The following is a 25,579-nucleotide window of genomic DNA, read 5'->3' on the forward strand; positions in this document are numbered from 1 at the left end:
TCCCATAGGGTCGCGGTGACGAGATGAACGGGGAAACCACATGAGCCTCTACGGTACGATGAGAACGGGTGTTTCCGGCATGAACGCGCAGGCCAATCGCCTGAGCACGGTTGCCGACAACATCGCCAACGCGAACACGACGGGCTACAAGAAAGCCTCGACCCAGTTCTCTTCCCTGATCCTGCCCACCACCGGCGGCGCCTACAATTCGGGCGGCGTGACCACGGACGTGCGCTATTCGATTTCCGCGCAGGGCACCTTCACCTACACGACCTCGGCGACGGACCTTGCCATCAACGGCAAGGGCTTCTTCATCGTCACCGGTTCGGACGGCGTGGAATACCTGACGCGCGCCGGCGCCTTCACCGTCATGGACGACGGCACGCTGCGCAATTCGGCCGGGTTCACCCTCATGGGCTACGAATATTCCTCGACCGAGGATCCGACCATCGTCATCAACGGCTTTGCCGGCCTCTCCGAGATCAATCTCGCTTCGGGCGATCTCAGCGTGAAGGCGTCGGAAAGCGGCTATCTCAACGTGAACCTGCCGGCGAACGAAGAGGACGGCTATTCCAAGGCCACCTCGCTCGTCGCCTATGACAGCCTCGGCAACACCCGCAAGCTCGACTTCACCTACACGAAAGTGGGCGTGACGGCGGGCCCGCCGCCGACGACGCAGTGGGATCTGCGCGTCAGCTACACCGATCCGGAAACCGGCACCGAAACGGAACTCCTCGCGCCGACGACGCTGACCTTCGGCTCGGACGGCAAGCTCCAGACGCCGGAAAGCATCACCACGGACGCCATGACCATCGGCGGCGCGGAACTCAACGCCCTCGAGATCTCCATCGGCGGCAACGCCAAGGGCACGACGCAGCTTGCCGCTGCCTTCGCCGCCAGCGGCGACATCGACGGCATCGGCCCGAGCGGCGTTTCCGGCTACGAGATCAGCGACGACGGCATCGTCTATCTCAAGTACGAGAACGGCGACATGGCGCCGAAGTATCGTATCGCCATGGCGAACGTGCAGAGCCCGGACAATCTCAAGCCGCTTCCCGGCAACGTCTATTCGCAGAGCAGCGATTCGGGCGTCATCGTCATGGGCTATGCCGGCAATGGCGGCTTCGGCACCATCCTTTCCGGCGCGCTGGAGGATTCCAACGTCGATATCGGTGAAGAGCTGACGGCCATGATCGAGTCGCAGCGAAACTACACGGCGAACTCCAAGGTCTTCCAGACCGGTTCGGAACTGATGGAAGTCCTCGTCAACCTCAAGAGATAAGCCGGTCCGGCCCGCACGCGTTCGAGAATTAGGTAGATCCGATGTCGCTTTCAGCAGCAATGAAGACTGCTCAGTCCAGTTTTTCCAACGTAGGCCTGCAATCGGCCGTCGTTTCGAAGAACATTGCCAATGCAAGCAACCCGGCCTACGCGCGGCGTGCGGCGGTTCTCGCCACGGCCGCCTCGGGCGCGACGGTGGTCGAGACCCAGCGTGCCCAGAACGAGGCGCTGCTCAAGCAGAACCTCCTCAGCATCTCCAAGACCGCCGGGCAGGACACGCTGCTCGCCGGTCTCACGCAGATGAAGACGATGCTCGGCGGCGAGGGTTACGAACTCGCCCCGTCCACCTATCTCGCGAAGCTGCGCGACAATCTCCAGGCCTTCGCCGACAAGCCGAACGAGGTCTCGCTCGCCGAGACCGTGGTGGCCGACGCGACCGACGTCGCCAATTCGCTGAACAGCACCTCCGCCGCGCTCCAGAAGCTGCGCGCCGAGGCGGATGCGGATATCGATACGGCGGTGACGGAGCTCAACCGGCTCCTCAAGGAATTCAAGACCTATAACGACAAGGTCAAGCAGAGCACGGCCGCGGGCACGCAGGACAACGACGCGCTCGACCAGCGCGACAAGCTCCTGACGCAGATCTCCGAGATCGTCGGCGTCACCACCGTCACCCGCACCAACAACGACCTTGCGCTCTATACCAGCGACGGCACGGTGCTGTTCGAGACGGTGCCGCGCACCGTGAGCTTCGAGGCGACCACCACCTATACGGCGGCCGTCGACGGCAACCAGATCCTGATCGACGGCGTGCCCGTCCAGGCGGGCGCCGGCGGCAACACCAGCGCGCAGGGTTCGCTCGCCGCGCTCCTCCAGCTTCGCGACCACGCCGCCCCGACCTTCCAGAAGCAGCTCGACGAGATGTCGCGCACGCTCGTCTCCATGTTCTCCGAGAATGTCGAGACTCCGCCCGGCTCCGGCACCTTCCTGCCGACGGACGGCCTCTTCACCTGGAGCGGCGTACCGACGGTCAATTCGCCGGGTCTTGCCGGCGTCATCAAGGTCAATCCGGCGGTGATCACCAGCCAGGGCGGCAATTCGATGCTGCTCAGGGACGGCATCAACGAGACGTTCAACGTCGACAACAATGCGAGCTTCTCGGAGCTCCTGAACGGCTATGCCGCGGCTTTCGAGACGCCGCAGACCTACGACCCGGACGCGGCGATCGACACGACCGGCACGATCCTCGCCTTCTCGACCGGCTCGGTCGGCTGGCTGGAGCAGATCCGCAGCGCCGCGACCACGGCGAGCGACGACAAGAACGCGCTGCTCGGCCGCACCCAGGACGCGCTGCAGAACGTGACGGCGGTCAGCCTCGACGAGGAACTGGCGCTGCTCCTCGATCTGGAGCAATCCTACAAGGCGTCGGCGAAACTGGTTTCGGCGGTGGATGAGATGATCACCGCACTCCTCCAGGCGGCGGGCTAGTCATGAAGGCTTCTTTCGTTTCCAACCTGTCCCTTCAGAACACCATGCGGCTCACCGTCGCGAAGGCTCAGAAGGAGATGCAGCAGCTCCAGGAAGAGACGGTCACCGGCCGCCACGCCGATGTCGGCACCGCGCTTGGCGCCAAGACGGCACGCACGCTCAACCTGCACCGCGACCTCCAGCGCATGGAATCGCTGAAGAGCACCAATGCGCTCACCACCCAGCGGCTCGCCGCCTCGCAGGAAGCCCTCGGCCAGATGTCGTCCGCGGCGAACGACGCGATGGAGGTGCTGATCGCGCTCTCCGGCATCACCTCGGCCGACCAGCTCGATCTCGCCAAGCAGAATATCGGCAACGCGCTGTCGACCTTCACGGCCGCCGCCAACACGTCCTTCAGCGGTGAATATCTCTTCGCCGGCATCAATTCGGACGTGATTCCGTTCAACGATTATTCGGAAGCGCCGCTCTCGGCCGCCAAGACGACGTTCGACAACGCCTTCTTCGCCCATTTCGGCATCACGCAGACCGATCCGGCCGTCGCCAATATCGCCCCGGCGGACATGCAGGCCTTCATCGACGATCTCGAAACCAGCTTCATGGGTTCGGACTGGGAAGCGGACTGGTCGAACGCCTCGGACGAGAACATGCAGAGCCGCATCAGCGCGGCCGAGACCGTCCAGAGCTCGACCAATACCAATGCGACCGGCATGCGCTACATGGCGCTCGGCCTCGTTATCGGGCAGGAACTGCTGGCACTCGGCATTTCGGAGCAGACGCGCAAGACGGTCAGCGATTCGGCGATCGACTATATGGGTCGGGCGATCTCGGGCATCGACGGCGAGCGCTCCAAGCTCGGCATCTCCGAATCCCGCGTCACGCAGGCCAACACGTCGCTGGACGCCCAGATCACCATCCTGAACACCAGCATCAAGGACATGGAGGGCATCGATACCTACGAGGCCGCGACGCGCGTGACCACGCTCGAGTCGCAGCTTTCGCTCGCCTACACGCTGACGTCGAGGATCCAGAATCTCAGTCTGCTGAACTACCTCTGATGAACCAGAGGGTACGGACACACATGAAGGATGTCTGAATGTACCAGTTTTCCTATGCCGAGATCATGGAGGAGGGCGTCGCCGTCTCGAAGGATCGGGAACGGCAGGTCCTCGAAAGGTCCATCGCGCTGTTGCAGGCCGCGGTGGCTGCCGGGGGCAGTTACGGCAAGGAGGCGGTGGAAGCCGTCTATTACACCCGTCGGGTCTGGATCCGCTTCATCGAGGATCTCGGAAATCCCGAAAACCAGCTCGAGGACGAGATCAGGGCCAATCTCATCTCGATCGCCATCTGGATTCTCAAGGAGATCGAAAGGATACGCAAACGCGAATCCACGAACTTCCAGGGCATCATCGACATTACCACCATCATCAAGGATGGCATCAAATGAAAAGTACGCTGCGTATATCGCTGAAATCCGGTGAGCGCATTTTCGTCAACGGCGCAGTTCTGAGGGTCGACCGCAAGGTCGCCGTCGAATTCCTCAACGACGTGACCTTCCTTCTGGAAAACCACGTCCTGCAGCCGGAACAGGCCACGACGCCGCTCCGCCAGCTCTATTTCATCGCGCAGATGGCGCTGATCAACCCGGAAGGCGCCGAGCAGTCGATCGCCATGTTCCGCAAGTCGGTCATCATGCTGCTCTCCTGCTTCAAGAACGAGGAAGTGCTGGCCGAGCTGAAGCGCGTCGACGCGCTCGTCACGCAGGGCCGCGCCTTCGAGGCCCTGAAGGCCATCCGCGCCCTCTACCCGATCGAAGACCGCATCCTCAACAACCACGAGATGGCTCCGGCCACCATCGAACAGATCCGCAGGGAGATCGCACCATGGTAGACGCAGTCGGCACCGCGACCTCTTCCGGCTACATTCCCGGCGTCACCGGCGCGGAATCCGGCGGCGACTCCAAGACCGCGACGCTGAACTACGAGAGCTTCCTCAAGCTCCTCGTGGCGCAGATGAAGAACCAGGATCCGACCGAGCCGATGGACGCCACCCAGCAGATGGCGCAGCTTGCGACCTTCTCGCAGGTCGAGCAGACCATCAAGACGAACAAGAACCTGGAAAGCCTGCTTCAGCGCACCTCGCTGCAGGAGGCGAACTCCGTCATCGGCCGCACGGTCACCAGCGACGACGGCAAGGTTTCTGGCGTCGTCAAGGAAGTCACGCTATATAATGACGGTATCGTAGCAACGCTTGAGTCGGGTGAGAAGATCATCGTCGGCCCCGGCGTAACCGTGAAGTGACCCTATCCCGTGAATGAGGCAGACGCCCTCGACATAGCGCAGGCAGCCATCTGGACTGTCATCGTGTCCTCCGGACCGGCCGTGCTCGCGGCCATGGTCGTGGGCGTCGTCATCGCCTTCATCCAGGCGCTGACGCAGGTGCAGGAAATGACCCTCACCTTCGTCCCGAAGATCCTCGCGATCTTCGTCACCATCGCCATTTCCGCGCCCTTCATCGGCGCCCAGATCTCCATCTTCACCGACCTCGTCTTCTCGCGAATACAAAGCGGGTTCTGACGCTTTTCCGCATTCTGCTTTCCGGCATGTCCGACGCGCCGTCGCCACGGCGCGAAGGTGCTGCGCGCCTGGCTGCCCCCGGTCTTCGGCGCCTCACGTTCCGAGCAAGCTTCAAGTGCGATGACCGGAAATATCCAGATCGTCAGGAATTGAATCGCCATCGTTCACGGCTCGATTCAATCTTCAGGGAGTGCCGAATGAACATTCACACCGGTTATGCTGCCGCTTCTCAGCAATACAAGAAAGGTGAATATCTGGGGGCCCTCCGCACGCTCAACAGTTTGCTCGATACGACCCGGGACGCGAGGACATACTCCCTTCTCGCCAAAACCTTCCTGAAGCTCGACATGAAATCCGAGGCGGCGGAAGCCTATGCCCTCGCCGGCCGCGAGGAAGGCAGCAGGAAGGAAGAGAACCTTCGCAATGCCATGCAGCTTCATTTCGAATGCGGCAATGAAGATCAGGTTCTCGTTCTGGCGAGGAACTTCATATCGATCGCTCCGAAGGACCCGGAGATCGCCTATATCATCGCCTCCATCTTCCTGAGGCGAGGCGAGAAATCCATCCTCCAGGGCCTGCGCAAGCCCCTTCTCGAAAGCAACAATCCCTCGCATATCGCGCTTGCGATGCGCCTCCTTGCCGACGACCCCAGGGACGAGGAGAACCTGAGGACGCTCAAGCGCGCTATCAAGCTCTTCCCGAACCATATCGCCATGCAGCTCTTCTATCTGGTGCATGCGCGCGAATTTGGCGAGTTCGACGACGTGCGGCGTGGCCAGGCGCTCATCGAGAACGAAATCGCGAAGGGCAACCGGGAGGTCGTGCGGAACGACAACCCCTTCCACCATCTGATGTGGTGCGGCGACGAGAGTCTCAACGGAACGGTCGGCTTCTCCGCCAGCGCCTACGATCCGGCCCTGCCGGAGAAGCGACGCGGCATGCCGCATGACTGGTCGGGAAGGAAGATCCGCATCGGCTATCTGTCGAACGATTTCTGGGAGAACCATGCGACGATGAAGCTCGTCGGAAACGTCCTGGAGCAGCACGACAGGGACCGTTTCGAGATCACGCTCTTCTGCTACACCGCCCCGCATCACCTCGAAACCAACAGTTTCGATCGCGGCCGCTGGGGCAAGGTCATTTCGGTTGCCGACGTGTCGAATGCGGAAGCTGCCGCCCTGATCCGCAAGGAGAAGATCGACATCCTCGTCGACCTCAAGGGACACACCAAGGGTACCAGGTCGCATATCCTCAACGAGGCGACCGCGCCGGTCCACGTCGCCTGGCTCGGTTTTCCCGGTACGACCGTCAATATCGATCTCGACTACGTTATCGGCGACCCGATCGTGCTGCCGGAAGCCTCGCGCCCGCACTATTACGAAAAATTCTGCCGCCTGCCGGAAACCTACCAGCCGAACGACCCCGTCAGCCGCCCGCGCCTGCAGCCGTGCAGCCGCGCCGATTTCGGCCTTCCGGAGGACGCCTTCGTCTTCGCATCCTTCAACGGCAACCGGAAGATCAGCCTGAAGGCGATCGATGCCTGGATCAGTATCCTCAAAAAGACCGAGAATTCCGTCATCTGGATTCTCGGGGCGAACGCGCGTTTCCAGACGAATATCCGCAAGGAATTCGAGAAGAACCGCATCTCGCCCAAGCGGGTCTTCTTCACGACGAAGGTCGGCTACGAAGAGCACATCAATCGTATCCAGGTGGCGGATCTCGGGCTCGATACCTATCCCTATAACGGCCACACGACGACGTCCGAACAGCTCTGGGCCGGCCTGCCGGTCCTGACGCTCAAGGGCACCAACTTCGCGTCGAGGGTGAGCGAAAGCCTCTTGAACGCAATCGGCCTTCCCGACCTCGTGGCAGCAGACCAGGCCGACTACATCGACATGGCCGTATCGCTCGCCAAGGACCGGACGCGGATCGCCGAATACAAGAAGCGTCTCTCTGACAACCGCTTCCTGAAACCCTTGTTCGACAGCGAACGGTTCTGCCGCCACCTCGAAAAGGCTTACGAGATGATGGCCGACCGCGCCAAGAGCGGGCTCGGGCCCGATCACTTCGACGTCCCCGTCTTGCCGGAGCGAACGGCCAGCTTCGCCTAGTCCAGGTCCTTGCCGGGCGGCCCACGTCGGGCGCCCGGCAATAGTGATCCGAAACCTGCCTGCTTCAGTGAAACCCGATAATCGAGCGTACCGGTGACGACTTTTCCCCGCACTATCAAACTTGGTCTCGGCAAGGATTTCAGCGAAGATTGCTTCAATATCGACGTTGCCGCGAGCGCAACCGGCGATGCGGTCCTCGACTTTCGCGTCGCGCCGTTTCTGTCGTCGGAAAAGGCTCTGCCCACCCGCCGCTTCGGAACCGTCACCCTCAAGAAGAACAGTTTCCGGGAGATCCTGGCGCCCGGTGTCCTGCAGCAGGTGGATGACTTCCAGGCCTTCATGACCTCATGCCTGGACCTGCTCGTGGTGGGCGGCGTCATGAAAATCACCGTTCCCTACGATCTGTCCTTCGGAGCCTGGGCCGATCCGAGAAACCGGCGTGCTTTCAACGAGCTGACATTCGCCAGCTATATCGACGATCAAGGCCATGCCGCCGGCAGCATGCACTGCTTCGAAATGGTATCCCTCGATTACATACCGGGCCAGATAGCCATGGAGCTTCAGGCGAAGGAAATTCCCGCGCCGGAGATTGCGCGCTATCCTCGTGCCATCGACGGTCTCAGCGTCCAGCTTCAGAAGGTTGTCGACCGGAAGGCCGTGGCGACGCCCGCATCAGCGCAGGATACCAGCCTTCCCCGCACGGCCTCCGGGCCTCAGGCGTTTGCCGGAAGCTGGAGCCAGTTGAAGGACCGCTTCTGCATCTGGATCGTCACGCCTGAAAACTACATTCACACGCGCGCGTTCTACGAGCCGGCCGTCAGCCTTTCCAGTGCGTTCAGGCAGCTTGGAGGCTCGGCGCCGATTACGACGCAACCGGCCGAGTGGAAGGGCCGGATTCCCATCATCTATGGCGCCAATGTCCTGACCAAGGACATCGCCGAGAAGCTGCCGCGCGGCTCGGTGATCTTTAACATGGAGCAGGCGACGACGGATTCGGTGTGGATGTCGTCCAACTATTTCGCATTTCTCAAGACGTTCGCCGTTCTGGAAAGCAGCGCGGCCAATCTCGAGCGCCTGGCAGGCGTGGGAATAGATCATGCGCAGTTGCTGCAGCTCGGCTATTGCCCAGAATGGACCTGCATCGAACCGGAGCCGGTCCAGGACATCGACGTTCTCTTCTACGGATCCATGAACGAGCGGCGGCGCGCTATCCTGCTTGCGCTGCATGAGCGGGGCCTGAAGATCAAGCACCTTTTCGGCGTCTATGGCGCGGAGCGGGATGCTGCGATCGCCCGCGCGAAAGTCGTGATGAACATTCATGCCAAGCCGAACTGGGTTTTTGAAACCGTCCGGGTTCTCTACCTGCTTGCCAATCGCACCTGCGTCCTCACCGAGGCGGAAGGCGACGATGACGAAGCGGAAGCCTATCGCGGCGGTCTGGCGATGGCGGCCTATGACGATCTCGTCGAAAGGTGCGTGGAGCTGGTCGCAAACGAAGAAGAACGCCGCCGGCTGGCGGACACCGGCTTCGAGCTCGTCAAGCGCCGTTCGCAGGCTCAAATCCTCTCCGAAGCATTGGGAATCTGAGCGTCTTTCCTCCGGCCGAAGACCGTTCGTAGCGCCGGCTATGGCGCGAAAGCATGGAAGCGGCCTGCCCTTCGCTTTCGCGCAAGTCCGCAGGCCGCTCGGCATCCCACCTGGTTAAGCTTCCGGGCTTGGCCTTTCCCGCTTTTCCCTGTTCCAGCGCATCAGCACCTCGGGTGTCACCCGGCAATAGGCCGTGGGGCCGAAGGCCCACGGAATGCTTTCCAGCTCCAGCCCCCAGCGTCCGATGAACTCGTCGGCAGCCAGGGTTTCCCCGGGCCATTCAGGCTGTGCATATTCATCGAACACGATGATGCCGTTCGGGACCATATGATCGAGAATGTGGTCGAGCACCGCCTTGGTGGGCTTGTAGACGTCCATGTCCAGCAGAACGAAGGCGAATTTCACGCCCTTCTTTTCCGCGTTGAAGCGGGGGAATGTTTCCGAAACGTCGCCTTCGACGAGGTGGACGCGTTCCGCAATTCGGCTGACCTTCTTGAAGTGTTCGAACGTATGAATGAACACATCCCGGTTCGTCGCCAAGCCTCCGACCCGTCTCTGGTCGTGCGGCGTGGACGATAAATCCTCCTCGCTGATTTCCGCAAAGCCGCCAAATCGCTCGAAGCCGTACAGATGGCGTTGCGAAATGGGCAGCCTCTCGTGCTGGGCGGCGTGGAAGGTCTCGATCAGGCGTGCCAGGAAGAAGAATGTCGAGCCTTTCCAGACACCGAATTCGGCGAGACTGCCGGGTAACCCCGTCGTCTTTCCATAAAGCTCGTACAAGGCCATCAGGCGCGCGAATTCCGACTGGCGCATATATGCGGAAAACTTCGTCACCTCGGTAAAGAAGTCGATGTTTTCCCCTTGGCTGTTCTGCAGGCTGAACAAACTGATTCTCCTATGGTCGAATTACGAAATGCAGGGATGCCGTCGCTACGGGCGGCATGGCGATCAGGACACGCGGACGAAACGGCTGAGTTCGAACGGGATGTCGTAACCGTCCCAGATGAAATCGAAGTCGAGAGCGGTGCCGGCCGGGCACCAGCGGGATACGCCCTGTCCGATATGGCTTGCGGCCATCGCGTTCAGTTCCGTCGATGAGAAGCCGAAATGCACGACGGCCTGGTCGTATTCCTCTATCAGCGAGGGAACGTCATCGGTCGACGGCAGAAAGACGACCTGCAGGAAACCGCCTCCGACACGAAGCTCACGCCGCCCCGGGCCTTCGGCAAAGACGCCGGTCATCGCATCGTCCTGCCAGAGGACCGACGAGACTTCGCCGGTGCTCGCCAAGGCGAACGCTTCGGTCATCTTCCGGATGGCGAGCCCCGCGGCTGCCGGCGGCTGCTTTTCACGGATGCTTCTGCCCAGATCGGTGAGAAACGCTCTCACCGCCTCCGCATGTGTCTCGGCGTCGCCGACGACATAGAGCGTATGAGGCGAGGCGCAGGCCATCTGGTCGAAGACGGCGACATCGTTGGCAAACCGCTGCGCGAGCACATGGCGTTCCTGCGGTGTCAAGGCGGTGAGGGCCTCGCCCTTGAACAGGGCCCAGGAAAACCTGTCGCCGAACCAGAGGGCCTTGCCGCCTTTGCGCAGCGGTAGGGATGCAAAGAGATCGACCTTGGCATCGCCGCCCCAGACGACGCGCGCATCGCTGCAGGACGAAATCCCGGCGCTTATTTCCGATACTGCATCGTAGCGAACGAACAACTGGGCTTCCTCAGCGCGTGCCTCCAGTTCCTCGAGAAACAGGTCGCAGACGGATTGCATCGCGCCGCTGATCGTCGAGGGCAGGCGCACCACATTCGCGTTGCCGACCAGATAGGAAAGTATCCAGGAATAGAGAAACACCGTCTCGACATTCTGGGGTGGCAGATGAAACACGAGGCCCCGGGCGCGGGCCTGGGTCGTTTCCGGCATCCGCCGCAGATAGCTCTCCTTCAACCGCTGAAGGGCGGATTTGCGCGTCCAGAAGGCGAAATGCGTGACGAAGGCGGGCAGGCTCGCCTGTTTTTCGAGGAGCTTCGTGCTGACGGCGGCGACGGCGGCAAGCCTGTCGTCGGAAAAGGGCAGGGCGGTGCGGTGCCGGATGCGCCTATCGAGATCCTTGACGAAGTTCGCCTCGGATATCTCACGGACGGCTCCTTTCGTGCCGAGAACCTGCACATCCGTCATCGCATCGCCCTCGTTGTCGCGGCCACCACGTCGCTGCAGCCCCGCAGCTCGGCTCTTGCCACGCGGCCGGTTATCCGGACGGCCTTGCCGAAACGCCCGCCGATGCCGCTGTCCACCTCGACGATGACGCCGCGATCCTCCGTCAGGATGCTGTGCCCCGGATAGGAGAGGGGGAGCAGGGAAAGCGTCTGGACGACGCCTTCCTCGCCGGGAGCGGCCGGCTGCCAGTCGCCCGGCCTCCGCACGATAATGTCGGTGAAATTCGGCGGATGGAGCAGGCCGTCCTCGCCTTCCGTGAAGACGGAACCGATCTGTTCCACGAAGCCGTAGAAATTGCAGATGTTTCTCAAGCCGAACCGCCGGCCGAGGGCCGCACGGAAGTCGAGGTTCGAGACTTTCTGCTCCTCGAGGCTCTTCCACCCGCCGGAATGGACGAGAATCCCGTTCGACAGGTCGAATTCCCCATCGGCGCACATCTGGTAGAGCCTCGACCATACGAGGAAGGTGAAGCCGAAGATCAGGAAGGGCTGTCCCTGGTATTTTTCGATGAAGGACAGAAGCGTATCGCGTTGCAGGTCGAGCTCGCTGTCGAGGGCGAATGTCGCGTTTGCGCCGAATTTCATCATGCCGAGCACGCCGGCACCGCGCGCACTGAGATCGTCCGGCTTGAGGACATCCTTCGTGTCGATGACGAGAAATGGCTGGCGCCTTTCCCCGAGAATGGAGCGGAAGGTCGACACCAGGGCCTGCGACTGGCGTGCGGCGGTGGCCTTGTCGACGACGATGCGGCTTGGCACCTGTCCCGACGTGCCGCTTGAGCGCAGGGTCATCAGCGGCGCATCCGTCGACGACAGTTCGAGCTTCTTGAAGAGGCCGACGGGAAGGAACGGAATGTCTTCCAGGCGCTCGTAGCGTCGTGGCCCGCCCCAGGCGGCATCGATCATGCGGGCATAGGGAGCGCAGCGCTCGTAGTGATACCGTACGAGATCGTTCAGCTCCGGCAGAAGGAGCGCTTCCTTGCTTGCCTGCCTGTGGGAATGCGCCGGTGCCTGGAGCAGTTCTTCAAACATCGCCGATTTCCCGAAGCCGGGCATAGTCCGTCTTGCCGTTCTCCTTGCGGGGAATGGCGGAGACGCGCCGAAGGACGAATGCCGTGGAAGGGATGCGGTATCGACCCGCCAGTATCCGCAGGAACGCCTTTATCGCGCGGGCATCGCCGCTCTCGTGGCAGACGACGATCTTCTCGTCATCGTCGAAACAGCTCACGCTCGCGACTTCGCCGATATCGAGCTCTACCGCGTCGAGAGCGATCCGCAGGCCCGAAACCTTCGCAAATCGCTTCACGCGTCCCTTCAGGAACAGGAAGCCATCGGCGTCGAGCCAGCCTATGTCGCCGGTTGTAAGAACGCCTGCGAGCTCGTCCCCTCGCGCAAGATCACTGCGCGAGGACGCATAGCCCAGCATGACATTCGGCCCGTCATAAATCACATTCCCGACGTTGCCGGCCGGAAGGGCGTTGCCCTGATCGTCGAGGATACGGATTTGCCCGCCCGCCAAAGGCTTGCCGACGGAGCCCAGCTTTTCGGGCAATGCCCCGCCGGGTGTCGTGGTCATGCGCGGCGAGGCTTCCGTCTGGCCGTACATCACGTGAAAATTCCCGTTGCGGTGCCGGACATTCTCAAGGATGCGGTCTTGAATGCGCGTGTCGAGGCCGCCGCCGGCTTGTGTGAACGTCGTGACCGATGCTGGCACCAGCTCGAAGCCGAAACGCGCCAGGGTCGCGTAATGGAAAGGCACACCGGGGAAGTGGGTGCATTCCGCCCCGGCAACCTTCTGCCAGAAGCTCGGGGAGGTGACCGCGTCGTTCATGACGAAAACGCGTCCCCCGACCTGCAGATGGGAGGTGACTACCGACAGGCCGTAGGAATAGTGCAAGGGCAGGTGGGCGATCGCAACGCTCCGGCTGTCGATCCGCAGCACGTCCGCTATCTGAAGCGCATTCGTGACGACGGCGGCCCCGGACAGCCGGACAAAGCGCGCGCTTCCCGTCGTTCCCGACGTCGCCAGCATCAGTTGAAGGTTCGGTGCGATCGGTGCGTTGCCGCGTTCCTCCTGCTGTCTGACGGCCCAGTACGCGGCTGACGCGCTGTCGAAACCCCGGGCGAACCCCTCGGCCTCCGCGATCGGGCTGGAAGACAGCAGGATATCCGGCCGGTATGCGTCGATCAGACCCGAGAGCTTCTCATCGGGCAGGGCCGGATCGACAAGCATGACCGCGTGTCCCGCCGCTGCCGCGGCCAGGATGGAGATCACGGTGGCCGAGCGGTTCTCGCTCGCCAGAAAAACCAGCCCCTTTTCGGGCCGGGCAATGATCTTTGCCAGCGCAATGCTCAACGCGCGCAGCTCTTCCCGGCTGATCCAGGCGCCACCTGTGTCGTCCTGCAGGGCGGGCGCCTTCTCCACCGCGGGAAGGACAGGCAGCAGGCCGCCGCAGAGGGGATCGGGTCCAGCGGGAATGCGCTCCATCATATCACCATGCCGCCATCGACGCCGATGACCTGGCCGGTGACATACCGGGAGAGGTCGCTTGCGAGAAAGAGGATGACATCGGCGACCTCCTCGGCCGTTCCAGGCCGCGCCAGGCCGATGCTGCGCAAGGTCTCCGCCTTGATTTCCGGGCTGAGGCCCTCCGTGAGCGCTGTCTCGATGAAACCCGGAGCGACCGCATTGACGCGAATATTATGGCGGGCGAGTTCCTTGGCCGCTGCCAGCGTCGCACCGATAACGCCGGCCTTCGATGCGGCATAGACGAGTTGTCCCGCAACCCCGCGCACGCCGACGATGGAAGACAGGTTGACGATGCTGCCGCCCGTTCTGGCCATGAGGCGCGCGGCGGCCTGCGTGAAATGTACGACGCCCGCGACATTGGTCTGCAGGCTCTCGTGAATATCCGCATCGGAAATCATGCCGGTCATTGCAGGTCGCATGATGCCGGCATTGTTCACGAGGATATCCAGGCGACGGTAGCGGGAGAAAACCTGCTTCACCGCGGCTTGAGAAAAATCCGCGACGCCGACGTCGCCTTCGATCAGGAGAAGGCGCGCGGGATCGACGCCGGCGAACATGTCGAGGACCGGCTCGCCGATCTGCCGCGCTACGAGGACGACCGATGCCCCTTGGTCCGCGAGCCTTCGGGCGGCGGCAAGGCCGATGCCCCGGGAGGCGCCGGTAACGAGTGCGACACGTCCGGTAAGATCAGCCGGCGTCATATCGCGACATGATTTCGACGGCCTTGTCGAAATTGCTCATGCTCAAGATCTCGCTGGTCTCCAGCATCGCGTCGAATTCCTCCTCCAGCGCCGCCACCAGTGTCATGTGACCCACCGAGGTCCATTCCGGATATTCGAGATAGGCCAGCTCGGACGTCTCTATCGGCTCTTCGAGGTCGAAGGCGCGGATAAACGTTTTCAGGACTCTACTCTGCGTGTTCATCGTGGCTCCTCATTGGCCGAATGAGGCGCGGTGCCCCATTGAGAGCGGTAAAGGGAATGGCTTGCTTGAAACTGGACCGCCCGTTCAGCGGCCCGCCCCAAGTATCTTCTCGGCGAGGTAGCGGCCGTAGGAGCTTCCCCTCATGCCATGCGCAAGCGCCGCGAGCTGTTCCGCATCGATAAAGCCGTTGGCATAGGCGATCTCTTCCGGACTGGAGATCTTGAAGCCCTGCCGTCGCTCGAGCGTGGCAACGAAATTGCCGGCTTCCAGGAGGCTGTCGGTCGTTCCGGTATCGAGCCAGGCATAGCCGCGCCCCATCAGGGTCACGCTCAGGCGCCGCTGATCCAGATAGACCCGGTTCACATCGGAGATTTCCAGCTCCCCGCGCGCCGAGGGTTGCAGGTTTCTCGCTATATCGACGACGTCCGCGTCATAGAAATAAAGGCCGGTTACCGCCCAGTTGGATTTCGGCACGGCGGGCTTCTCCTCGATGGAGACGGCCCGGACCTGCTCATCGAACTCGACGACACCGTACCGTTCGGGATCGTGGACCTGATAGGCGAAGACCCTGGCTCCCTCGCGAAGATGGACGGCTTCCTTCAGCAGGTCGGTCAGGCCATGCCCGAAGAATATGTTGTCGCCCAGAATGAGGCAGGACGGCTTGCCGCCGACGAAGTCGGCCGCGATGACATAGGCCTGCGCGAGGCCGCGGGGCTCGGGTTGTTCCGCATATTGGATCGAAATCCCCCAGGCGGAGCCATCCCCGAGAAGATTCTGGAAGTGGGGCAGGTCCCGGGGCGTCGAGATCAGGAGTATGTCCCTGATCCCCGCGAGCATCAGCGTCGATATGGGATAATATATCATCGGCTTGTCGTAGATCGGCATCAGCTGCTTCGACATGGCGAGCGTCATCGGATGAAGACGCGTGCCGTTACCGCCCGCCAGAATGATGCCTTTCATCGACTGGAACCCCGAAGAATATTGAAGGGAAAATGCTGCATCAGCTGGCGTAAGCTTTCTGGGCGGTTTCCGCGAAGGTATTGTCCGCGACAAGCGGTCCCCACCAGGCCTCGTTCTCGAGATACCAATGGACGGTCGCGCGTATGCCGCTATCGAAGTCGTAAGCTGCCTGCCAGCCCAGTTCGGCCTCCAGCTTCGAGGCGTCGATCGCATATCGGAAATCATGCCCGGGCCGGTCGGCGACGAAGCGGATCAGGTCGGCATGCGGGCCGGATGCCGGGCGCAGTTCGTCCATGATCGCGCAGATGCGGTTTACGACATCGATGTTCCGGCGCTCGTTGCGTCCGCCGACATTGTAGGTGGATCCCGCTCTGCCCTTGCGGGAGATGAGGTCGAGTGCGCGGACATGGTCCGAGACGTGGAGCCAGTCGCGTATGTTGCGGCCCGTGCCATAGACAGGCAGCGGCGCGCCCCTCGATGCCTTGACGATGATCGACGGTATCAGCTTCTCCGGATGCTGGTGCGGTCCGTAGTTGTTCGAGCAGTTGGAAACCAGAACGGGCAGTCCGTAGGTCCGTCCCCATGCCGCGACGAGGTGGTCGGAAGCGGCTTTCGATGCGGAATAGGGCGAGCTGGGATCGTAAGGCGTCGTCTCGTCGAAAAGGCCGTCGCTTCCCAGCGAGCCAAAGACCTCGTCCGTCGAGACATGCAGGAAGCGAAAGGCTTCCCGCTCCGCGCCGGAGAGCGAGGACCAATAGGACCGCGCCTGCTCCAGAAGCACGAAAGTCCCCATGACATTCGTCTCGATAAAGGCGCGCGAGCCGCTTATCGAACGGTCCACATGGCTCTCCGCCGCGAGATGGATGACACGGTCCGGCCGGAAATCCTGAAACGCCAGCCGCATGAGAGGAGCGTCGCAGATGTCGGCTTTCAGGAAGCGGTAGTTGCCCTGCCCGCTTACGGCCGCCAGGGAGGCGAGATTGCCGGCATAGGTGATCTTGTCGACATTCAGGACCTCGGCGCCCTTGTCCAGGACAAGGTGGCGCACCAGCTCGGAGCCTATGAAACCCGCGCCTCCCGTTACGAGCGTCCGCATGATCAGTTTTCCTTCTCAAGGATCGCCAGATCCCGCAACCGCGGATGGCGACCGTCTTTTTCCGAGAGCGTTGCCTGCCGGACGTCGAAGGGCCAGTTTATGCCGAGATCGGGGTCGTCCCAGGCGAGGCCCCGATCATGTTCGGGGCTGTAATAGGCGGTCACCTTGTAGGCGACGAGGCAATCGGGCGTGAGGGTGCAGAAGCCGTGGGCGAACCCCGGCGGAATCCAGAACTGAACGGCATCCCCGCCGCTCATGACGGTGGAAACGTGCTGACCGAAGGACCGCGAGCCCGGCCGGATATCCACGGCCACGTCGAAAATGGTCCCGGCAAGACAGGTGACGAGCTTGCCCTGGGCGCATGGATCCATCTGGAAGTGCAGCCCGCGGACGGTGCCGGGATTCTTGGAATGGGACCGGTTGTCCTGGACGAAGACGTGGTCACCGGCCGCCTCCCGAAACGCGTCCTGCCGAAACGTTTCGGTGAAGTATCCCCGCTCGTCCTGAAACAGGCGCGATTCAAAAAGCAGGGGCCCTTCGATATTCAGGCGTTTTATGTGCATGCGCTCGGCGGACCTCTGGATGACGCTGCCGTTTTATAAACAGCGGCTTGTTTGAAGCTGACCAAACGCATCCTGCGCACCGCCGTCGTCCTTCGGCGGCCGTCGCGGCGGTGCGAGAGGTTCAGCCTCGCGTAAGGGAGCGTTGAAAGAATGATCGGGCTCCCCTCATTCTATCCGGAAGATCGCCTTGGCAATTCAGCTCTTCGTTCCCCGCTTTCATGTCGACGAATGCCTCGAGCAGATTCGGGAGTGCCTTGAGAAGGGCTGGACCGGCATGGGCTTCAAGACCCTCGAAATGGAAGCCGCGTGGAAGAGCTATACGGGGCTGGCGAACGCGCATTTCCTGAGCTCCAACACCGCCGGCCTTCATCTCGCGCTCGAGGTTTTCCGCCGCCGCTTCGGATGGCAGGAGGAAGACGAGATCATCACGACGCCGCTGACCTTCGTCTCCTCCAACCACGCCATCCTCTATGCCGGCCTGAAGCCCGTCTTTGCCGATGTCGACGAGTATCTCTGCCTCGATCCGCAGAGCGTGCGCGACCGGATCACCCCCAGGACCCGTGCCGTGATGTTCGTCGGTCTCGGCGGCAACAGCGGGCAATATGAGGCGATCCGGGGCCTCTGCCGCGAACACGGGCTGAAGTTCATTCTGGACGCGGCGCATATGAGCGGCACGCGGATCGACGGCAGGCATGCCGGGCATGACGCGGACGTCTCGGTCTTCAGCTTCCAGGCCGTCAAGAATCTCCCGACGGCGGATTCCGGCATGATCTGCTTCGCTGAGGAAGAAGATGACGCCGCCGTCAGGAAGCTAAGCTGGCTCGGCATCAACAAGGATACCTTCTCGCGCACCGCAGCGCAGGGCGACTACAAGTGGATGTATGACGTCGAAACGCTCGGCTACAAATACCACGGCAACTCGATCATGGCCGCCATCGCGCTCGTGCAGTTGAAGTATCTCGACGAGGAGAACACGTATCGCCGGCAGCTTGCGGCCTGGTATGAGGAGGCGCTGCAAGGCGGTGATATCGGCCTTGTGCGGGTCGCCGCCAATTGCCAGTCATCCCGCCACCTGTTCCAGGTCCTCGTCCCCCGGCGCAACGAGACATTGGCGCAACTGAATGCCCGCCAGATATTCCCGGGCGTCCATTACCGCGACAATACCGAATACAGCCTCTATGCGTCCGGTGCCGGAACCTGCCCGCGCGCGGCGCAGGCGAGCAATTCCATAATCTCCCTGCCGCTGCATCTTTCCATGACCCGGGAAGATGTCGGGACCGTCGCGGAAAACCTCAGGGACATTGTGTCCCAGGCCTCGCCTACAGGAACCGGGCGTATTTCTGCCTGATCCTGTCCCAGTCGGGGCGCAGGATTTCATGCTCCACCATGCCGTGCCTGCGGTCGCCGATCTGCAAGGCGGCGGGATGGAGGCCGCAGCGGCGCGCGCCATAGATCTCATGAAATGTCAGGACGCGGATATTGCCCTCGGCCGTGTGGGAAAACAGCCGTTTCATGTCCAGCGTCTCGAAGATGAAACGGTGCAGAAGCAGGACCGATTCCAGGAGTACGGGGCTGGATTCCCCCATCACCCAGCGGCCCCACTCCATCTCGCCGTCGCCCACCGGATTGTAGGCGGCGAAAAAGCCGATGGGCGTGTCCCTGTCCAGCGGCTGGATGGCGAACATGTAGTCGTCCGGGCGGGTCATCTGGCGCCTTACCCAGGCGCGCTGCTCGTCCAGCGTAATGTCGAGCGGCGGCAGGAATTCGGTCAGATCGGGACGCTGGCGAAGGGAGAGCATCAACGCTGCGTCCGCCTCGTCGATGGGCCTCAGCATTACTTTCCGTCCGACCAAGGCTGACTGCGTCGCCATTATCCCACCGCTTGAAAACTGGAAGACCGTGCACCGGACCAAATCAGGTCGATGGTCCGGCCGCACTCTAGTTTCTTCTGCAGCTTGGCGAAAGGATTGCAAGAGGCTATCCGGCCGGCGCCGGGACATCGGGGGCCACGCGCCGGCCTGCCACCCTCGCGCAAGCTTCGCCCTCTATGTCGTCATGTGAAATGGGCGACGCGTGTGATGCGTCGCGGCCTCTCATGACGAGACGGGACGCATTCAGATGGCGCAAGTACCGGCAATCAACCTTCCGAAGGTAAGCCCCAGCGGCCGCGATATCGCGTTCGCCGTGGGCATCCTGACGATCCTGTCGATCCTCTTCCTGCCGATCCCGGCCTTCATGATCGACATCGGCCTTGCCTTCTCGATCGCCTTTTCCGTGCTCATCCTCATGGTGGCGCTGTGGATCCAGCGGCCGCTCGATTTCTCGTCCTTCCCGACGGTCCTCCTCATCGCGACCATGGTGCGCCTCGCGCTCAACATCGCGACCACCCGCGTCATCCTTTCCCACGGCAACGAGGGGCACGATGCGGCGGGCGGCGTCATCGCCGGTTTTGCCAGCCTCGTCATGTCCGGCGACTTCGTCATCGGTATCATCGTCTTCATGATCCTGATCGTGGTGAACTTCATCGTCATCACCAAGGGCGCGACGCGTATCGCCGAGGTCGGCGCGCGCTTCACCCTCGATGCCATCCCCGGCAAGCAGATGTCGATCGACGCCGACCTTTCCGCCGGCCTCATCGACGAGAAGCAGGCGCAGCTCCGCCGCCGCGAGCTGGAGGAGGAAAGCTCCTTCTTCGGCTCGATGGACGGTGCCTCCAAATTCGTGCGCGGCGATGCCATCGCGGGCCTTCTCATCACCGCCATCAACGTCTTCGGCGGCATCGTCATCGGCTATTTCCGCCACGGCATGGAGCTTGGCGAGGCGGCCGACGTCTTCGTGAAGCTGTCGGTCGGCGACGGTCTCGTCTCGCAGATCCCCGCCCTTATCGTCTCGCTCGCCGCCGGCCTCATCGTCTCGCGCGGCGGCACGGCCGGCTCCACCGACCAGGCGGTCGTCAACCAGCTCTCCGGCTATCCGCGCGCGCTCTTCGTCGCCTCCGGTCTGATGATGCTGCTCGCGGTCATGCCGGGCCTGCCCTTCTTCCCCTTCATGGTCCTCGGCGGCGTGATGGCCTTCGGTGCCTGGATCATCCCGCGCCGTATCGAGGAGGAGAACCGCCTCAAGCGCGAAGCGGAGGCCCAGCAGGTCCAGGCGACGCGCGAGCAGGAGAAGGATTCCGTCAAGTCGGTGCTGAAGACCGCCGAGATCGAGCTGCTGCTCGGCAAGCAGGTCTCCACGCGCCTTCTCGGCGCGCATCAGGAGCTGGCCTTCCGCGTCGGCAAGATGCGCAAGAAGTTCGCCGCGCAATACGGCTTCGTGGTGCCGGAGATCAAGGTCTCCGACGACATCACCATCCCGGACAAGTCCTACCAGATCCGCATCCACGGCACGACGATCGCCTCCAACATCGTGCGCGTCGGTGAAGTGCTGGTCGTCACCGGCGGCGGGCGCAAGCCGAGCGTGCCGGGCGACGACATCCGCGAGCCCGCCTTCGGCATGCCGGCCGTCTCGATCCTCGAGACCTTCGCCGACGACCTTCGCCGCGAGGGCTTCCACCCGATCGACAACGTCTCGGTGGTGCTCACGCACCTTTCCGAGGTCATCCGCAACAACCTGCCGCAGCTTCTCTCCTACAAGGACGTGAAGATCCTGATCGAGCGCCTCGATCCGGAATACCGCAAGCTCGCCGACGAGATCTGCTCCTCGCACATGTCCTATTCGGGCCTGCAGGCGGTGCTGAAGCTGCTGCTCGCCGAGCGCGTCTCCATCCGCAACCTGCATCTCATCCTCGAAGCGGTCGCCGAGCTTGCCCCGCATGTGCGCAAGACCGAGCAGATCGTCGAGCATGTACGCATCCGCATGGCGCAGCAGATCTGCGGCGACCTCACCGACAACGGCGTGCTGCCGGTGCTGCGCCTCGGCAACAAGTGGGACATGGTCTTCCACCAGGCGCTCAAGCGCGATTCGAAGGGCGAGATCGTCGAGTTCGACATCGATCCGCGCCAGCTCGAGGAGTTTTCCGAGCAGGCGACCCGGGTTATCCGCGAGTTTCTCGACCGCGGCACGCCCTTCGTACTGGTCACGTCGCCCGAATCCCGCTCTTATGTGCGCATGATCATCGAGCGCCTCTTCGCCACATTGCCGGTTCTCTCGCATGTCGAGCTTGCCAAGGGCATCGAGATCAAGATTCTCGGCTCCATTTCATGATCTCCGACCCGCAGGGCACGGTGCTGGCGCTGTTCGCCGCGTTCTGCCGTGTCGGCGGGTGTTTCATGCTCCTGCCGGGCTTTTCCTCCGCGCGCATGTCGATGCAGATCCGCCTGTTCCTGGCGGTCGCCGTGTCCATGGCGGTGCTGCCGCTGATGTGGGATACGATCTATCCGCGCGCCTCAGGCCCGCTCGACGGCTATCTGACGATGATCACCTTCGAGACGCTGACCGGCGCGGTGATCGGCCTGATCGCCCGCTATTACGTGCTCGGCCTGCAGTTCGCCGGCACGGTGCTGACCATGATGATGGGCTTCAACTCGCCGCCGACGCCGGACGTGCTGGAAGACGCGGCCGAAAACCAGCTGACGAACCTTCTCTCCTTCACCGGCCTGCTGATACTCTTCCTTCTGGATTTCCACCACATCGTCCTTCGGGCGCTGATCGATTCCTACAATGTCATGCCGCTCGGCGGCGGCTTCAATCCGCAGAGTGCGCTCATCACGCTCACCGATACGCTGAGCCAGACCTTCATGATCATGCTGCGGCTCGCCAGCCCGTTCATCCTCTACGGTCTGGTGTTCAACGTCTCCGTCGGCCTCGTCAACAAGCTGGCGCCGCAGATCCCGATCTACTTCATCTCGCTGCCCTTCATCATCATGGGCGGCATGCTGCTGCTTTATTTCGGCGTGTCCTCGCTCCTGGAAATCTTCACCGCCGGCTTCCTGCCGGTCTTCCGGGGAGGCTGACATGGCGCAGAACCGCTCGGACAAGCTCAAGCGGCTGGTGACGGTGCAGCGCCATCTGGAGAAGATGGCGGAGATCGACCTTGCCGGCACCACCCGCCAGCGGCAGGAAGTGGCGGAGACGATGACCGTGGTGGTCGATGCGATCAACTCGCTCGATCCGGTGCACCGCAGCTTCTCGCGGCACTATTCCGGCCAGTACAGCAGGCTCCAGCAGCAGGAGCAGATGCTGGCGAACGTGCAGGAAATGCACGAGATGCGGGTGGTGCGCGAGCGCACCAAGGGCGACCGGATGGAAGACCGCATGAAGGAGGCGCGCGACGCCGAGGACCGCGCGGCCGCGGACGACGCCATCTACGATCTCATCGACCAGCATCTCGCCTACAGGTCGGACGACACGTAGGTCCTTTCGACTATCCGGCCAAATATCCGGAAAGACAGGCGATTTACCGTCCTCTCATCAAGCTTGCGTGAAAATGGATTTGGCAGCCGGTAGCGTCACGGCTTCGTCATCCGCCACCAGCCTCCCGTAAGGTTGAGCAGCGATAGTCGCATCAGGACGATGACGAGGTTTGCCGAAGCAGCCGTGGCAATGGCGCGGGCGGACCGGATGTCCACGATGGTCATGAGGCCGGCGGACCGCCATGAGGACGGGTCCGGCACGCGGGAATCACCTGAAAGGCTTTGAGACGTGGCAATAACTCCCCCCAGCGATCTGGTGCTCGACGTTGTGCGCGCCGCCGATCCGGCACAGGTTCAGGAAGCGCAGGCCAAGCTGAAATCGAACAGGGCCGCCTTCGAGGCGACCAGCCTTGCCGAGGCGGGCGCCGGCTTCCAGGCCGCCGTCGGCATTCTCAATCGGGACACGACCACCGCCAGCCACGCGGCGAGCGCGGGCGTTCAGGCTGTCGGCGGGAAGAATATCCCGGAGCACCTGCGCAAGTTCGAATCCATGGTGCTGCAGAATTTCGTGAAGTCGATGATGCCCGCCGAGAGCGAGGAGCTTTACGGCAAGGGCACGGCCGGCGAGATGTGGCGCGGCATGATGGCCGACCAGCTCGGCGATGCGATCGCCAAGGGAGGCGGTATCGGTATTGCCGAAAGCCTCGCCAAGAAGAGCGGCATCACCACCAATCCGCGGGACAAGGATGTCGACCGCGTCGCCGCCGGCATGGTGCAGACCATGCAGCGCGAGGCCTTTGCCGATCTGACGCCCGGCATCAAGGACGATCACAAGAAATCGCATAAGGTTTAAGCGGAGCATAACAAAATGGAACAGGCGAACAACGAACTCCGGATCCGCACCGTTCTCGGCCGACTCGAGACGATCATCGACAACGAGAACGACAGCATCGGCAGCGACCCGGAATTCGACCTGCCGACGTCGAACGCCCACAAGAGCCGCTGCCTCTATGAGCTCGCCATGCTGACGCGTGACGTGCCGCCGGACGAAGTGCCGCCGACCTTCTCCACGCAGCTCGGGCGCCTGCGCGAAAAGCTGGCCACCAACGCCCAGCGCATCTCCGCCCATCTGGAAGCCGTGCGCGAGGTCGTCACCATCCTGAAGAATGCCGTGCAGGACCTCGAGGCTGACGGCACCTATTCGCAGGAACAGTTCCGCCTGGGTTACGGCACATGATCAAGCTCGTCGGCACCGGCGTCTGGATCCTCGCGATCACGCTCGCCTCGGTCTATTTCTCGCTGAAGATGGCCTCGGCTCCCAAGGTCGACACGGCCGCCGCCGCGCGCGAGGCCGCGATGGAATTCGTCAGCGGCTATACGACCACCGTGCCGGTGATCGGCGAGGGCGGCGTCAGCGGCTATCTGCTGACCAAGCTCGCCTACAAGGCCAACAAGGAGCTTGCCGCCAAGCAGGTCGTACCGCTGCCCGAGATGATCACCGACGAACTCTACACCCTGCTCGTCGGCAAGAAGATGATCGATGTCGGGGCGACCGGCAATTTCGATCTCGACGCCTTCCGCGGCGTGGTGAAGGAGGGGCTGAACCGCCGTTTCGGCGCGGAGGTCATCGCCGAGGTCTATGTCGAGCAGATCGACTATCTCACCACCGCCTCGGTGGAGGACCCGCCGCAGAAGAAGGGCGTGACCCTTTTGAAGGGCGAAGTCCCGACCGTCGAGCAGACGCAAAAAAGCGGGCACTGATCCCCGCCATATAGCAATTCCAGCAAAAGTGCGCAGCGGTTTTGCGTCCGGAGTTGCGTAGAAACAAGGAGATAGAGCGTTTTCGCGATTCGGGGAAAAGCGGAAACGCTCTAGGAGTGCAGGAAGGCCGGTTCGTCAGATCGAGCCGGCCTTTGCCGTTGCTGCCGGGCCGTGCGCCGGCCTTGGTCGCGCCAGCTTGTGGCGAAGCACATGGCAAAGGAGGAGGGGAGCGGCGAAATCGGGCTTCCGGGCAAGGCGGGCGGTGATGCCCTGCCTGCTGGCGGCCTCGGGACGCCGGGAACCGTCGGCCGGCACATCGAACAGTCCGCGCACGCTGAGGACGAGCCGCGCATCCCCGGCGCCGACATGGCGGTCGATCCACTTTTCCTGCGCGGGGCTTCCCATCGATACGACGAGGATATCCGCACGGGCGGCGCGGACGCGGTCCATGATCGCGCCGGATTCTTCCGGGTCGAATGCGCCGTCGGCGATCGGCAGGATGGTGTGCCAGGGGGCATGGCGCTGCAGGTCCCCGGCCGCCTGCTTCAGTGTTTCCGACGTGCCGCCGATCAGGGCGACGCGCATCGGCCTGGCGAGGTAGGTCAGGAGCGCCGGAACGAAGGCCGTGCCGGTGAAGCGTGCCGGAAAGCGCTTGCCGTGCAGCATGCGCGAGGCCATGTCGATGCCGCTTCCCTCGGGCATGACGATCTGGCGCTCCAGCACGGCGCGGTATTCCGCATCCCATGTCAGGCGATTGGCGTTTCTTGCATCGAGGAAGGCGATGACGTTCTGGCCGAAGGGCATGGTCGCCACTTCCTCGGCAAGCGAGAAACTTTCGGCCCAGCCGAGATCGCAGACCGCAAGGCCGAGTATCTCCCGCTGGGAGGCGACGATGTTGCCCGATGCGAAGGCCATGGCCCGGTTCCCTCATACGACTTTCGGCAATCCCGCTTCGAACGGATTGCTTCGCGGCCGGTCTAGCAAGTCCGGCTGAAGGGCCGTTTAAGGAATTCCGGAAAAGGTGAGGGAAGGTGTTCATCCTTCGCTAACCATGAGGCCAAGGCATTGATGTTGCCTATCATTTCTTCGAGAAAGGCTGCCGCTGCTGTGAAAATCCTCCGGGCAACATGGAACAAAG

General features: G+C 62.5%; 28 protein-coding genes. 16 read left to right on the plus strand and 12 right to left on the minus strand.

The genetic code is table 11. The annotated features are described in order from the left end of the window. Positions 1 to 40: 40 nt before the first annotated feature. From DSD28_RS17450 to DSD28_RS17490, 9 genes are all read left to right on the plus strand, one after another. Complete coding sequence (locus tag DSD28_RS17450) at positions 41 to 1,282, plus strand: flagellar hook protein FlgE (protein WP_119257696.1); 1,242 nt, start codon at positions 41 to 43, stop codon at positions 1,280 to 1,282. 41 nt (positions 1,283 to 1,323) lie between these two features. Further along, the gene (gene flgK / locus DSD28_RS17455; protein ID WP_119257697.1) at positions 1,324 to 2,769 is read left to right on the plus strand and encodes a flagellar hook-associated protein FlgK; all 1,446 of its coding nucleotides are present in this window, start codon (positions 1,324 to 1,326) and stop codon (positions 2,767 to 2,769) included. A 2-nt stretch (positions 2,770 to 2,771) separates the two neighbouring features. After that, on the plus strand, positions 2,772 to 3,824 hold the full coding sequence (locus DSD28_RS17460) for a flagellar hook-associated family protein (protein WP_119257698.1): 1,053 nt from the start codon (positions 2,772 to 2,774) through the stop codon (positions 3,822 to 3,824). A gap of 38 nt (positions 3,825 to 3,862) precedes the next feature. Further along, the gene (flaF, locus tag DSD28_RS17465) at positions 3,863 to 4,213 is read left to right on the plus strand and encodes a flagellar biosynthesis regulator FlaF (RefSeq protein ID WP_119257699.1); all 351 of its coding nucleotides are present in this window, start codon (positions 3,863 to 3,865) and stop codon (positions 4,211 to 4,213) included. Then, complete coding sequence (gene flbT, locus DSD28_RS17470; protein ID WP_119257700.1) at positions 4,210 to 4,656, plus strand: flagellar biosynthesis repressor FlbT; 447 nt, start codon at positions 4,210 to 4,212, stop codon at positions 4,654 to 4,656. Before flaF ends, flbT begins: the two co-directional genes overlap by 4 nt. Then, positions 4,650 to 5,066, plus strand: a complete 417-nt coding sequence (gene flgD / locus DSD28_RS17475) for a flagellar hook assembly protein FlgD (protein ID WP_119257701.1) — start codon at positions 4,650 to 4,652, stop codon at positions 5,064 to 5,066. Before flbT ends, flgD begins: the two co-directional genes overlap by 7 nt. Before the next feature lie 9 nt (positions 5,067 to 5,075). Then, complete coding sequence (gene fliQ / locus DSD28_RS17480; protein ID WP_119257702.1) at positions 5,076 to 5,342, plus strand: flagellar biosynthesis protein FliQ; 267 nt, start codon at positions 5,076 to 5,078, stop codon at positions 5,340 to 5,342. A 197-nt stretch (positions 5,343 to 5,539) separates the two neighbouring features. Next, complete coding sequence (locus DSD28_RS17485) at positions 5,540 to 7,453, plus strand: glycosyltransferase family 41 protein (protein ID WP_119257703.1); 1,914 nt, start codon at positions 5,540 to 5,542, stop codon at positions 7,451 to 7,453. Positions 7,454 to 7,546: 93 nt separating this feature from the next. Continuing rightward, positions 7,547 to 9,040 carry a glycosyltransferase family protein gene (locus DSD28_RS17490; protein WP_119257704.1) on the plus strand — a complete coding sequence of 498 codons (1,494 nt, stop codon included), beginning with the start codon at positions 7,547 to 7,549 and terminating at the stop codon, positions 9,038 to 9,040. A 114-nt stretch (positions 9,041 to 9,154) separates the two neighbouring features. Here the strand turns inward: DSD28_RS17490 and DSD28_RS17495 are convergent, their stop codons facing one another. The 9 genes from DSD28_RS17495 to rfbC all read right to left on the minus strand — a co-directional run bounded on the left by DSD28_RS17495 (position 9,155) and on the right by rfbC (position 17,326). Further along, the gene (locus tag DSD28_RS17495; RefSeq protein ID WP_119257705.1) at positions 9,155 to 9,925 is read right to left on the minus strand and encodes a TylF/MycF/NovP-related O-methyltransferase; all 771 of its coding nucleotides are present in this window, start codon (positions 9,923 to 9,925) and stop codon (positions 9,155 to 9,157) included. 63 nt (positions 9,926 to 9,988) lie between these two features. Then, a complete protein-coding gene (locus DSD28_RS17500) occupies positions 9,989 to 11,215 on the minus strand; it encodes an acyl-CoA reductase (protein ID WP_119257706.1) in 1,227 nt (408 codons plus the stop codon). Continuing rightward, positions 11,212 to 12,285, minus strand: coding sequence for an acyl-protein synthetase (locus DSD28_RS17505; RefSeq protein WP_119257778.1), 1,074 nt, complete (start codon positions 12,283 to 12,285; stop codon positions 11,212 to 11,214). The genes DSD28_RS17500 and DSD28_RS17505 overlap by 4 nt, the downstream gene beginning before the upstream one ends. Continuing rightward, entirely contained in the window at positions 12,278 to 13,744 is a 1,467-nt protein-coding gene (locus tag DSD28_RS17510) for an AMP-binding protein (RefSeq protein WP_119257707.1), read from the minus strand. Before DSD28_RS17510 ends, DSD28_RS17505 begins: the two co-directional genes overlap by 8 nt. Next, on the minus strand, positions 13,741 to 14,484 hold the full coding sequence (locus tag DSD28_RS17515; protein WP_119257708.1) for an SDR family NAD(P)-dependent oxidoreductase: 744 nt from the start codon (positions 14,482 to 14,484) through the stop codon (positions 13,741 to 13,743). The genes DSD28_RS17510 and DSD28_RS17515 overlap by 4 nt, the downstream gene beginning before the upstream one ends. Further along, positions 14,471 to 14,707 (minus strand): acyl carrier protein, encoded by a 237-nt coding sequence (locus DSD28_RS17520; protein WP_119257709.1) that lies wholly within the window; start codon positions 14,705 to 14,707, stop codon positions 14,471 to 14,473. The genes DSD28_RS17515 and DSD28_RS17520 overlap by 14 nt, the downstream gene beginning before the upstream one ends. 84 nt (positions 14,708 to 14,791) lie before the next feature. Then, entirely contained in the window at positions 14,792 to 15,667 is an 876-nt protein-coding gene (rfbA, locus tag DSD28_RS17525) for a glucose-1-phosphate thymidylyltransferase RfbA (protein ID WP_119257710.1), read from the minus strand. Between the two features lie 40 nt (positions 15,668 to 15,707). Then, positions 15,708 to 16,763 carry a dTDP-glucose 4,6-dehydratase gene (gene rfbB, locus DSD28_RS17530; protein WP_205536212.1) on the minus strand — a complete coding sequence of 352 codons (1,056 nt, stop codon included), beginning with the start codon at positions 16,761 to 16,763 and terminating at the stop codon, positions 15,708 to 15,710. A 2-nt stretch (positions 16,764 to 16,765) separates the two neighbouring features. Beyond that, positions 16,766 to 17,326: a dTDP-4-dehydrorhamnose 3,5-epimerase gene (gene rfbC / locus DSD28_RS17535; protein WP_119257712.1), complete on the minus strand. Its 561-nt coding sequence runs from the start codon at positions 17,324 to 17,326 to the stop codon at positions 16,766 to 16,768. 187 nt (positions 17,327 to 17,513) lie between these two features. Between rfbC and DSD28_RS17540 the strand changes: the two genes are divergently transcribed. Beyond that, a complete protein-coding gene (locus tag DSD28_RS17540) occupies positions 17,514 to 18,674 on the plus strand; it encodes a DegT/DnrJ/EryC1/StrS family aminotransferase (protein ID WP_119257713.1) in 1,161 nt (386 codons plus the stop codon). Here the strand turns inward: DSD28_RS17540 and DSD28_RS17545 are convergent. Further along, positions 18,646 to 19,161, minus strand: a complete 516-nt coding sequence (locus tag DSD28_RS17545) for a GNAT family N-acetyltransferase (protein WP_162911443.1) — start codon at positions 19,159 to 19,161, stop codon at positions 18,646 to 18,648. The two genes, DSD28_RS17540 and DSD28_RS17545, sit on opposite strands and share 29 nt — an antisense overlap. Before the next feature lie 283 nt (positions 19,162 to 19,444). Here DSD28_RS17545 and flhA point away from each other — a divergent pair, with 283 nt between their 5' ends. The 3 genes from flhA to DSD28_RS17560 are packed head-to-tail and all read left to right on the plus strand — an operon-like array spanning position 19,445 to position 22,681. Beyond that, on the plus strand, positions 19,445 to 21,532 hold the full coding sequence (gene flhA, locus DSD28_RS17550) for a flagellar biosynthesis protein FlhA (RefSeq protein WP_119257715.1): 2,088 nt from the start codon (positions 19,445 to 19,447) through the stop codon (positions 21,530 to 21,532). After that, positions 21,529 to 22,281, plus strand: coding sequence for a flagellar biosynthetic protein FliR (fliR, locus tag DSD28_RS17555; protein ID WP_119257716.1), 753 nt, complete (start codon positions 21,529 to 21,531; stop codon positions 22,279 to 22,281). Before flhA ends, fliR begins: the two co-directional genes overlap by 4 nt. Position 22,282: 1 nt before the next feature. Continuing rightward, positions 22,283 to 22,681, plus strand: coding sequence for a hypothetical protein (locus DSD28_RS17560; protein ID WP_119257717.1), 399 nt, complete (start codon positions 22,283 to 22,285; stop codon positions 22,679 to 22,681). Positions 22,682 to 22,776: 95 nt separating this feature from the next. Here the strand turns inward: DSD28_RS17560 and DSD28_RS26395 are convergent, their stop codons facing one another. Continuing rightward, positions 22,777 to 22,905 (minus strand): hypothetical protein, encoded by a 129-nt coding sequence (locus DSD28_RS26395; protein WP_281048104.1) that lies wholly within the window; start codon positions 22,903 to 22,905, stop codon positions 22,777 to 22,779. 64 nt (positions 22,906 to 22,969) lie between these two features. Here DSD28_RS26395 and DSD28_RS17565 point away from each other — a divergent pair, with 64 nt between their 5' ends. Genes DSD28_RS17565 through DSD28_RS17575 form a run of 3 tightly spaced genes read left to right on the plus strand, consistent with a single transcriptional unit; the run spans position 22,970 to position 24,441 of the window. Continuing rightward, positions 22,970 to 23,533 carry a rod-binding protein gene (locus tag DSD28_RS17565; protein ID WP_119257718.1) on the plus strand — a complete coding sequence of 188 codons (564 nt, stop codon included), beginning with the start codon at positions 22,970 to 22,972 and terminating at the stop codon, positions 23,531 to 23,533. A 15-nt stretch (positions 23,534 to 23,548) separates the two neighbouring features. After that, the gene (locus tag DSD28_RS17570) at positions 23,549 to 23,917 is read left to right on the plus strand and encodes a hypothetical protein (protein ID WP_119257719.1); all 369 of its coding nucleotides are present in this window, start codon (positions 23,549 to 23,551) and stop codon (positions 23,915 to 23,917) included. Continuing rightward, a complete protein-coding gene (locus DSD28_RS17575; protein WP_119257720.1) occupies positions 23,914 to 24,441 on the plus strand; it encodes a hypothetical protein in 528 nt (175 codons plus the stop codon). Before DSD28_RS17570 ends, DSD28_RS17575 begins: the two co-directional genes overlap by 4 nt. Before the next feature lie 135 nt (positions 24,442 to 24,576). Here the strand turns inward: DSD28_RS17575 and DSD28_RS17585 are convergent, their stop codons facing one another. After that, complete coding sequence (locus tag DSD28_RS17585; protein WP_119257721.1) at positions 24,577 to 25,356, minus strand: WecB/TagA/CpsF family glycosyltransferase; 780 nt, start codon at positions 25,354 to 25,356, stop codon at positions 24,577 to 24,579. Positions 25,357 to 25,579: the final 223 nt, after the last annotated feature.

The sequence above is a fragment of the Shinella zoogloeoides genome, assembly GCF_003574625.1.
In the GTDB taxonomy this organism is placed as follows: domain Bacteria; phylum Pseudomonadota; class Alphaproteobacteria; order Rhizobiales; family Rhizobiaceae; genus Shinella; species Shinella zoogloeoides_A.

Coding starts and splice junctions, on each gene's coding strand:
- DSD28_RS17545 (WP_162911443.1), bottom strand. CDS start 19,161: ATGCTGAGGCCCATCGACGAGGCGGACGCAGCGTTGATGCTCTCCCTT.
- rfbB (WP_205536212.1), bottom strand. CDS start 16,763: ATGCGGACGCTCGTAACGGGAGGCGCGGGTTTCATAGGCTCCGAGCTG.
- DSD28_RS17560 (WP_119257717.1), top strand. CDS start 22,283: ATGGCGCAGAACCGCTCGGACAAGCTCAAGCGGCTGGTGACGGTGCAG.
- DSD28_RS17500 (WP_119257706.1), bottom strand. CDS start 11,215: ATGACGGATGTGCAGGTTCTCGGCACGAAAGGAGCCGTCCGTGAGATA.
- DSD28_RS17570 (WP_119257719.1), top strand. CDS start 23,549: ATGGAACAGGCGAACAACGAACTCCGGATCCGCACCGTTCTCGGCCGA.
- DSD28_RS17510 (WP_119257707.1), bottom strand. CDS start 13,744: ATGATGGAGCGCATTCCCGCTGGACCCGATCCCCTCTGCGGCGGCCTG.
- DSD28_RS17515 (WP_119257708.1), bottom strand. CDS start 14,484: ATGACGCCGGCTGATCTTACCGGACGTGTCGCACTCGTTACCGGCGCC.
- fliR (WP_119257716.1), top strand. CDS start 21,529: ATGATCTCCGACCCGCAGGGCACGGTGCTGGCGCTGTTCGCCGCGTTC.
- DSD28_RS17460 (WP_119257698.1), top strand. CDS start 2,772: ATGAAGGCTTCTTTCGTTTCCAACCTGTCCCTTCAGAACACCATGCGG.
- DSD28_RS17585 (WP_119257721.1), bottom strand. CDS start 25,356: ATGGCCTTCGCATCGGGCAACATCGTCGCCTCCCAGCGGGAGATACTC.
- flhA (WP_119257715.1), top strand. CDS start 19,445: ATGGCGCAAGTACCGGCAATCAACCTTCCGAAGGTAAGCCCCAGCGGC.
- flgD (WP_119257701.1), top strand. CDS start 4,650: ATGGTAGACGCAGTCGGCACCGCGACCTCTTCCGGCTACATTCCCGGC.
- rfbC (WP_119257712.1), bottom strand. CDS start 17,326: ATGCACATAAAACGCCTGAATATCGAAGGGCCCCTGCTTTTTGAATCG.
- DSD28_RS17485 (WP_119257703.1), top strand. CDS start 5,540: ATGAACATTCACACCGGTTATGCTGCCGCTTCTCAGCAATACAAGAAA.
- flaF (WP_119257699.1), top strand. CDS start 3,863: ATGTACCAGTTTTCCTATGCCGAGATCATGGAGGAGGGCGTCGCCGTC.
- DSD28_RS17520 (WP_119257709.1), bottom strand. CDS start 14,707: ATGAACACGCAGAGTAGAGTCCTGAAAACGTTTATCCGCGCCTTCGAC.
- rfbA (WP_119257710.1), bottom strand. CDS start 15,667: ATGAAAGGCATCATTCTGGCGGGCGGTAACGGCACGCGTCTTCATCCG.
- flgK (WP_119257697.1), top strand. CDS start 1,324: ATGTCGCTTTCAGCAGCAATGAAGACTGCTCAGTCCAGTTTTTCCAAC.
- DSD28_RS17450 (WP_119257696.1), top strand. CDS start 41: ATGAGCCTCTACGGTACGATGAGAACGGGTGTTTCCGGCATGAACGCG.
- DSD28_RS17575 (WP_119257720.1), top strand. CDS start 23,914: ATGATCAAGCTCGTCGGCACCGGCGTCTGGATCCTCGCGATCACGCTC.
- DSD28_RS17505 (WP_119257778.1), bottom strand. CDS start 12,285: ATGTTTGAAGAACTGCTCCAGGCACCGGCGCATTCCCACAGGCAGGCA.
- DSD28_RS26395 (WP_281048104.1), bottom strand. CDS start 22,905: ATGACCATCGTGGACATCCGGTCCGCCCGCGCCATTGCCACGGCTGCT.
- flbT (WP_119257700.1), top strand. CDS start 4,210: ATGAAAAGTACGCTGCGTATATCGCTGAAATCCGGTGAGCGCATTTTC.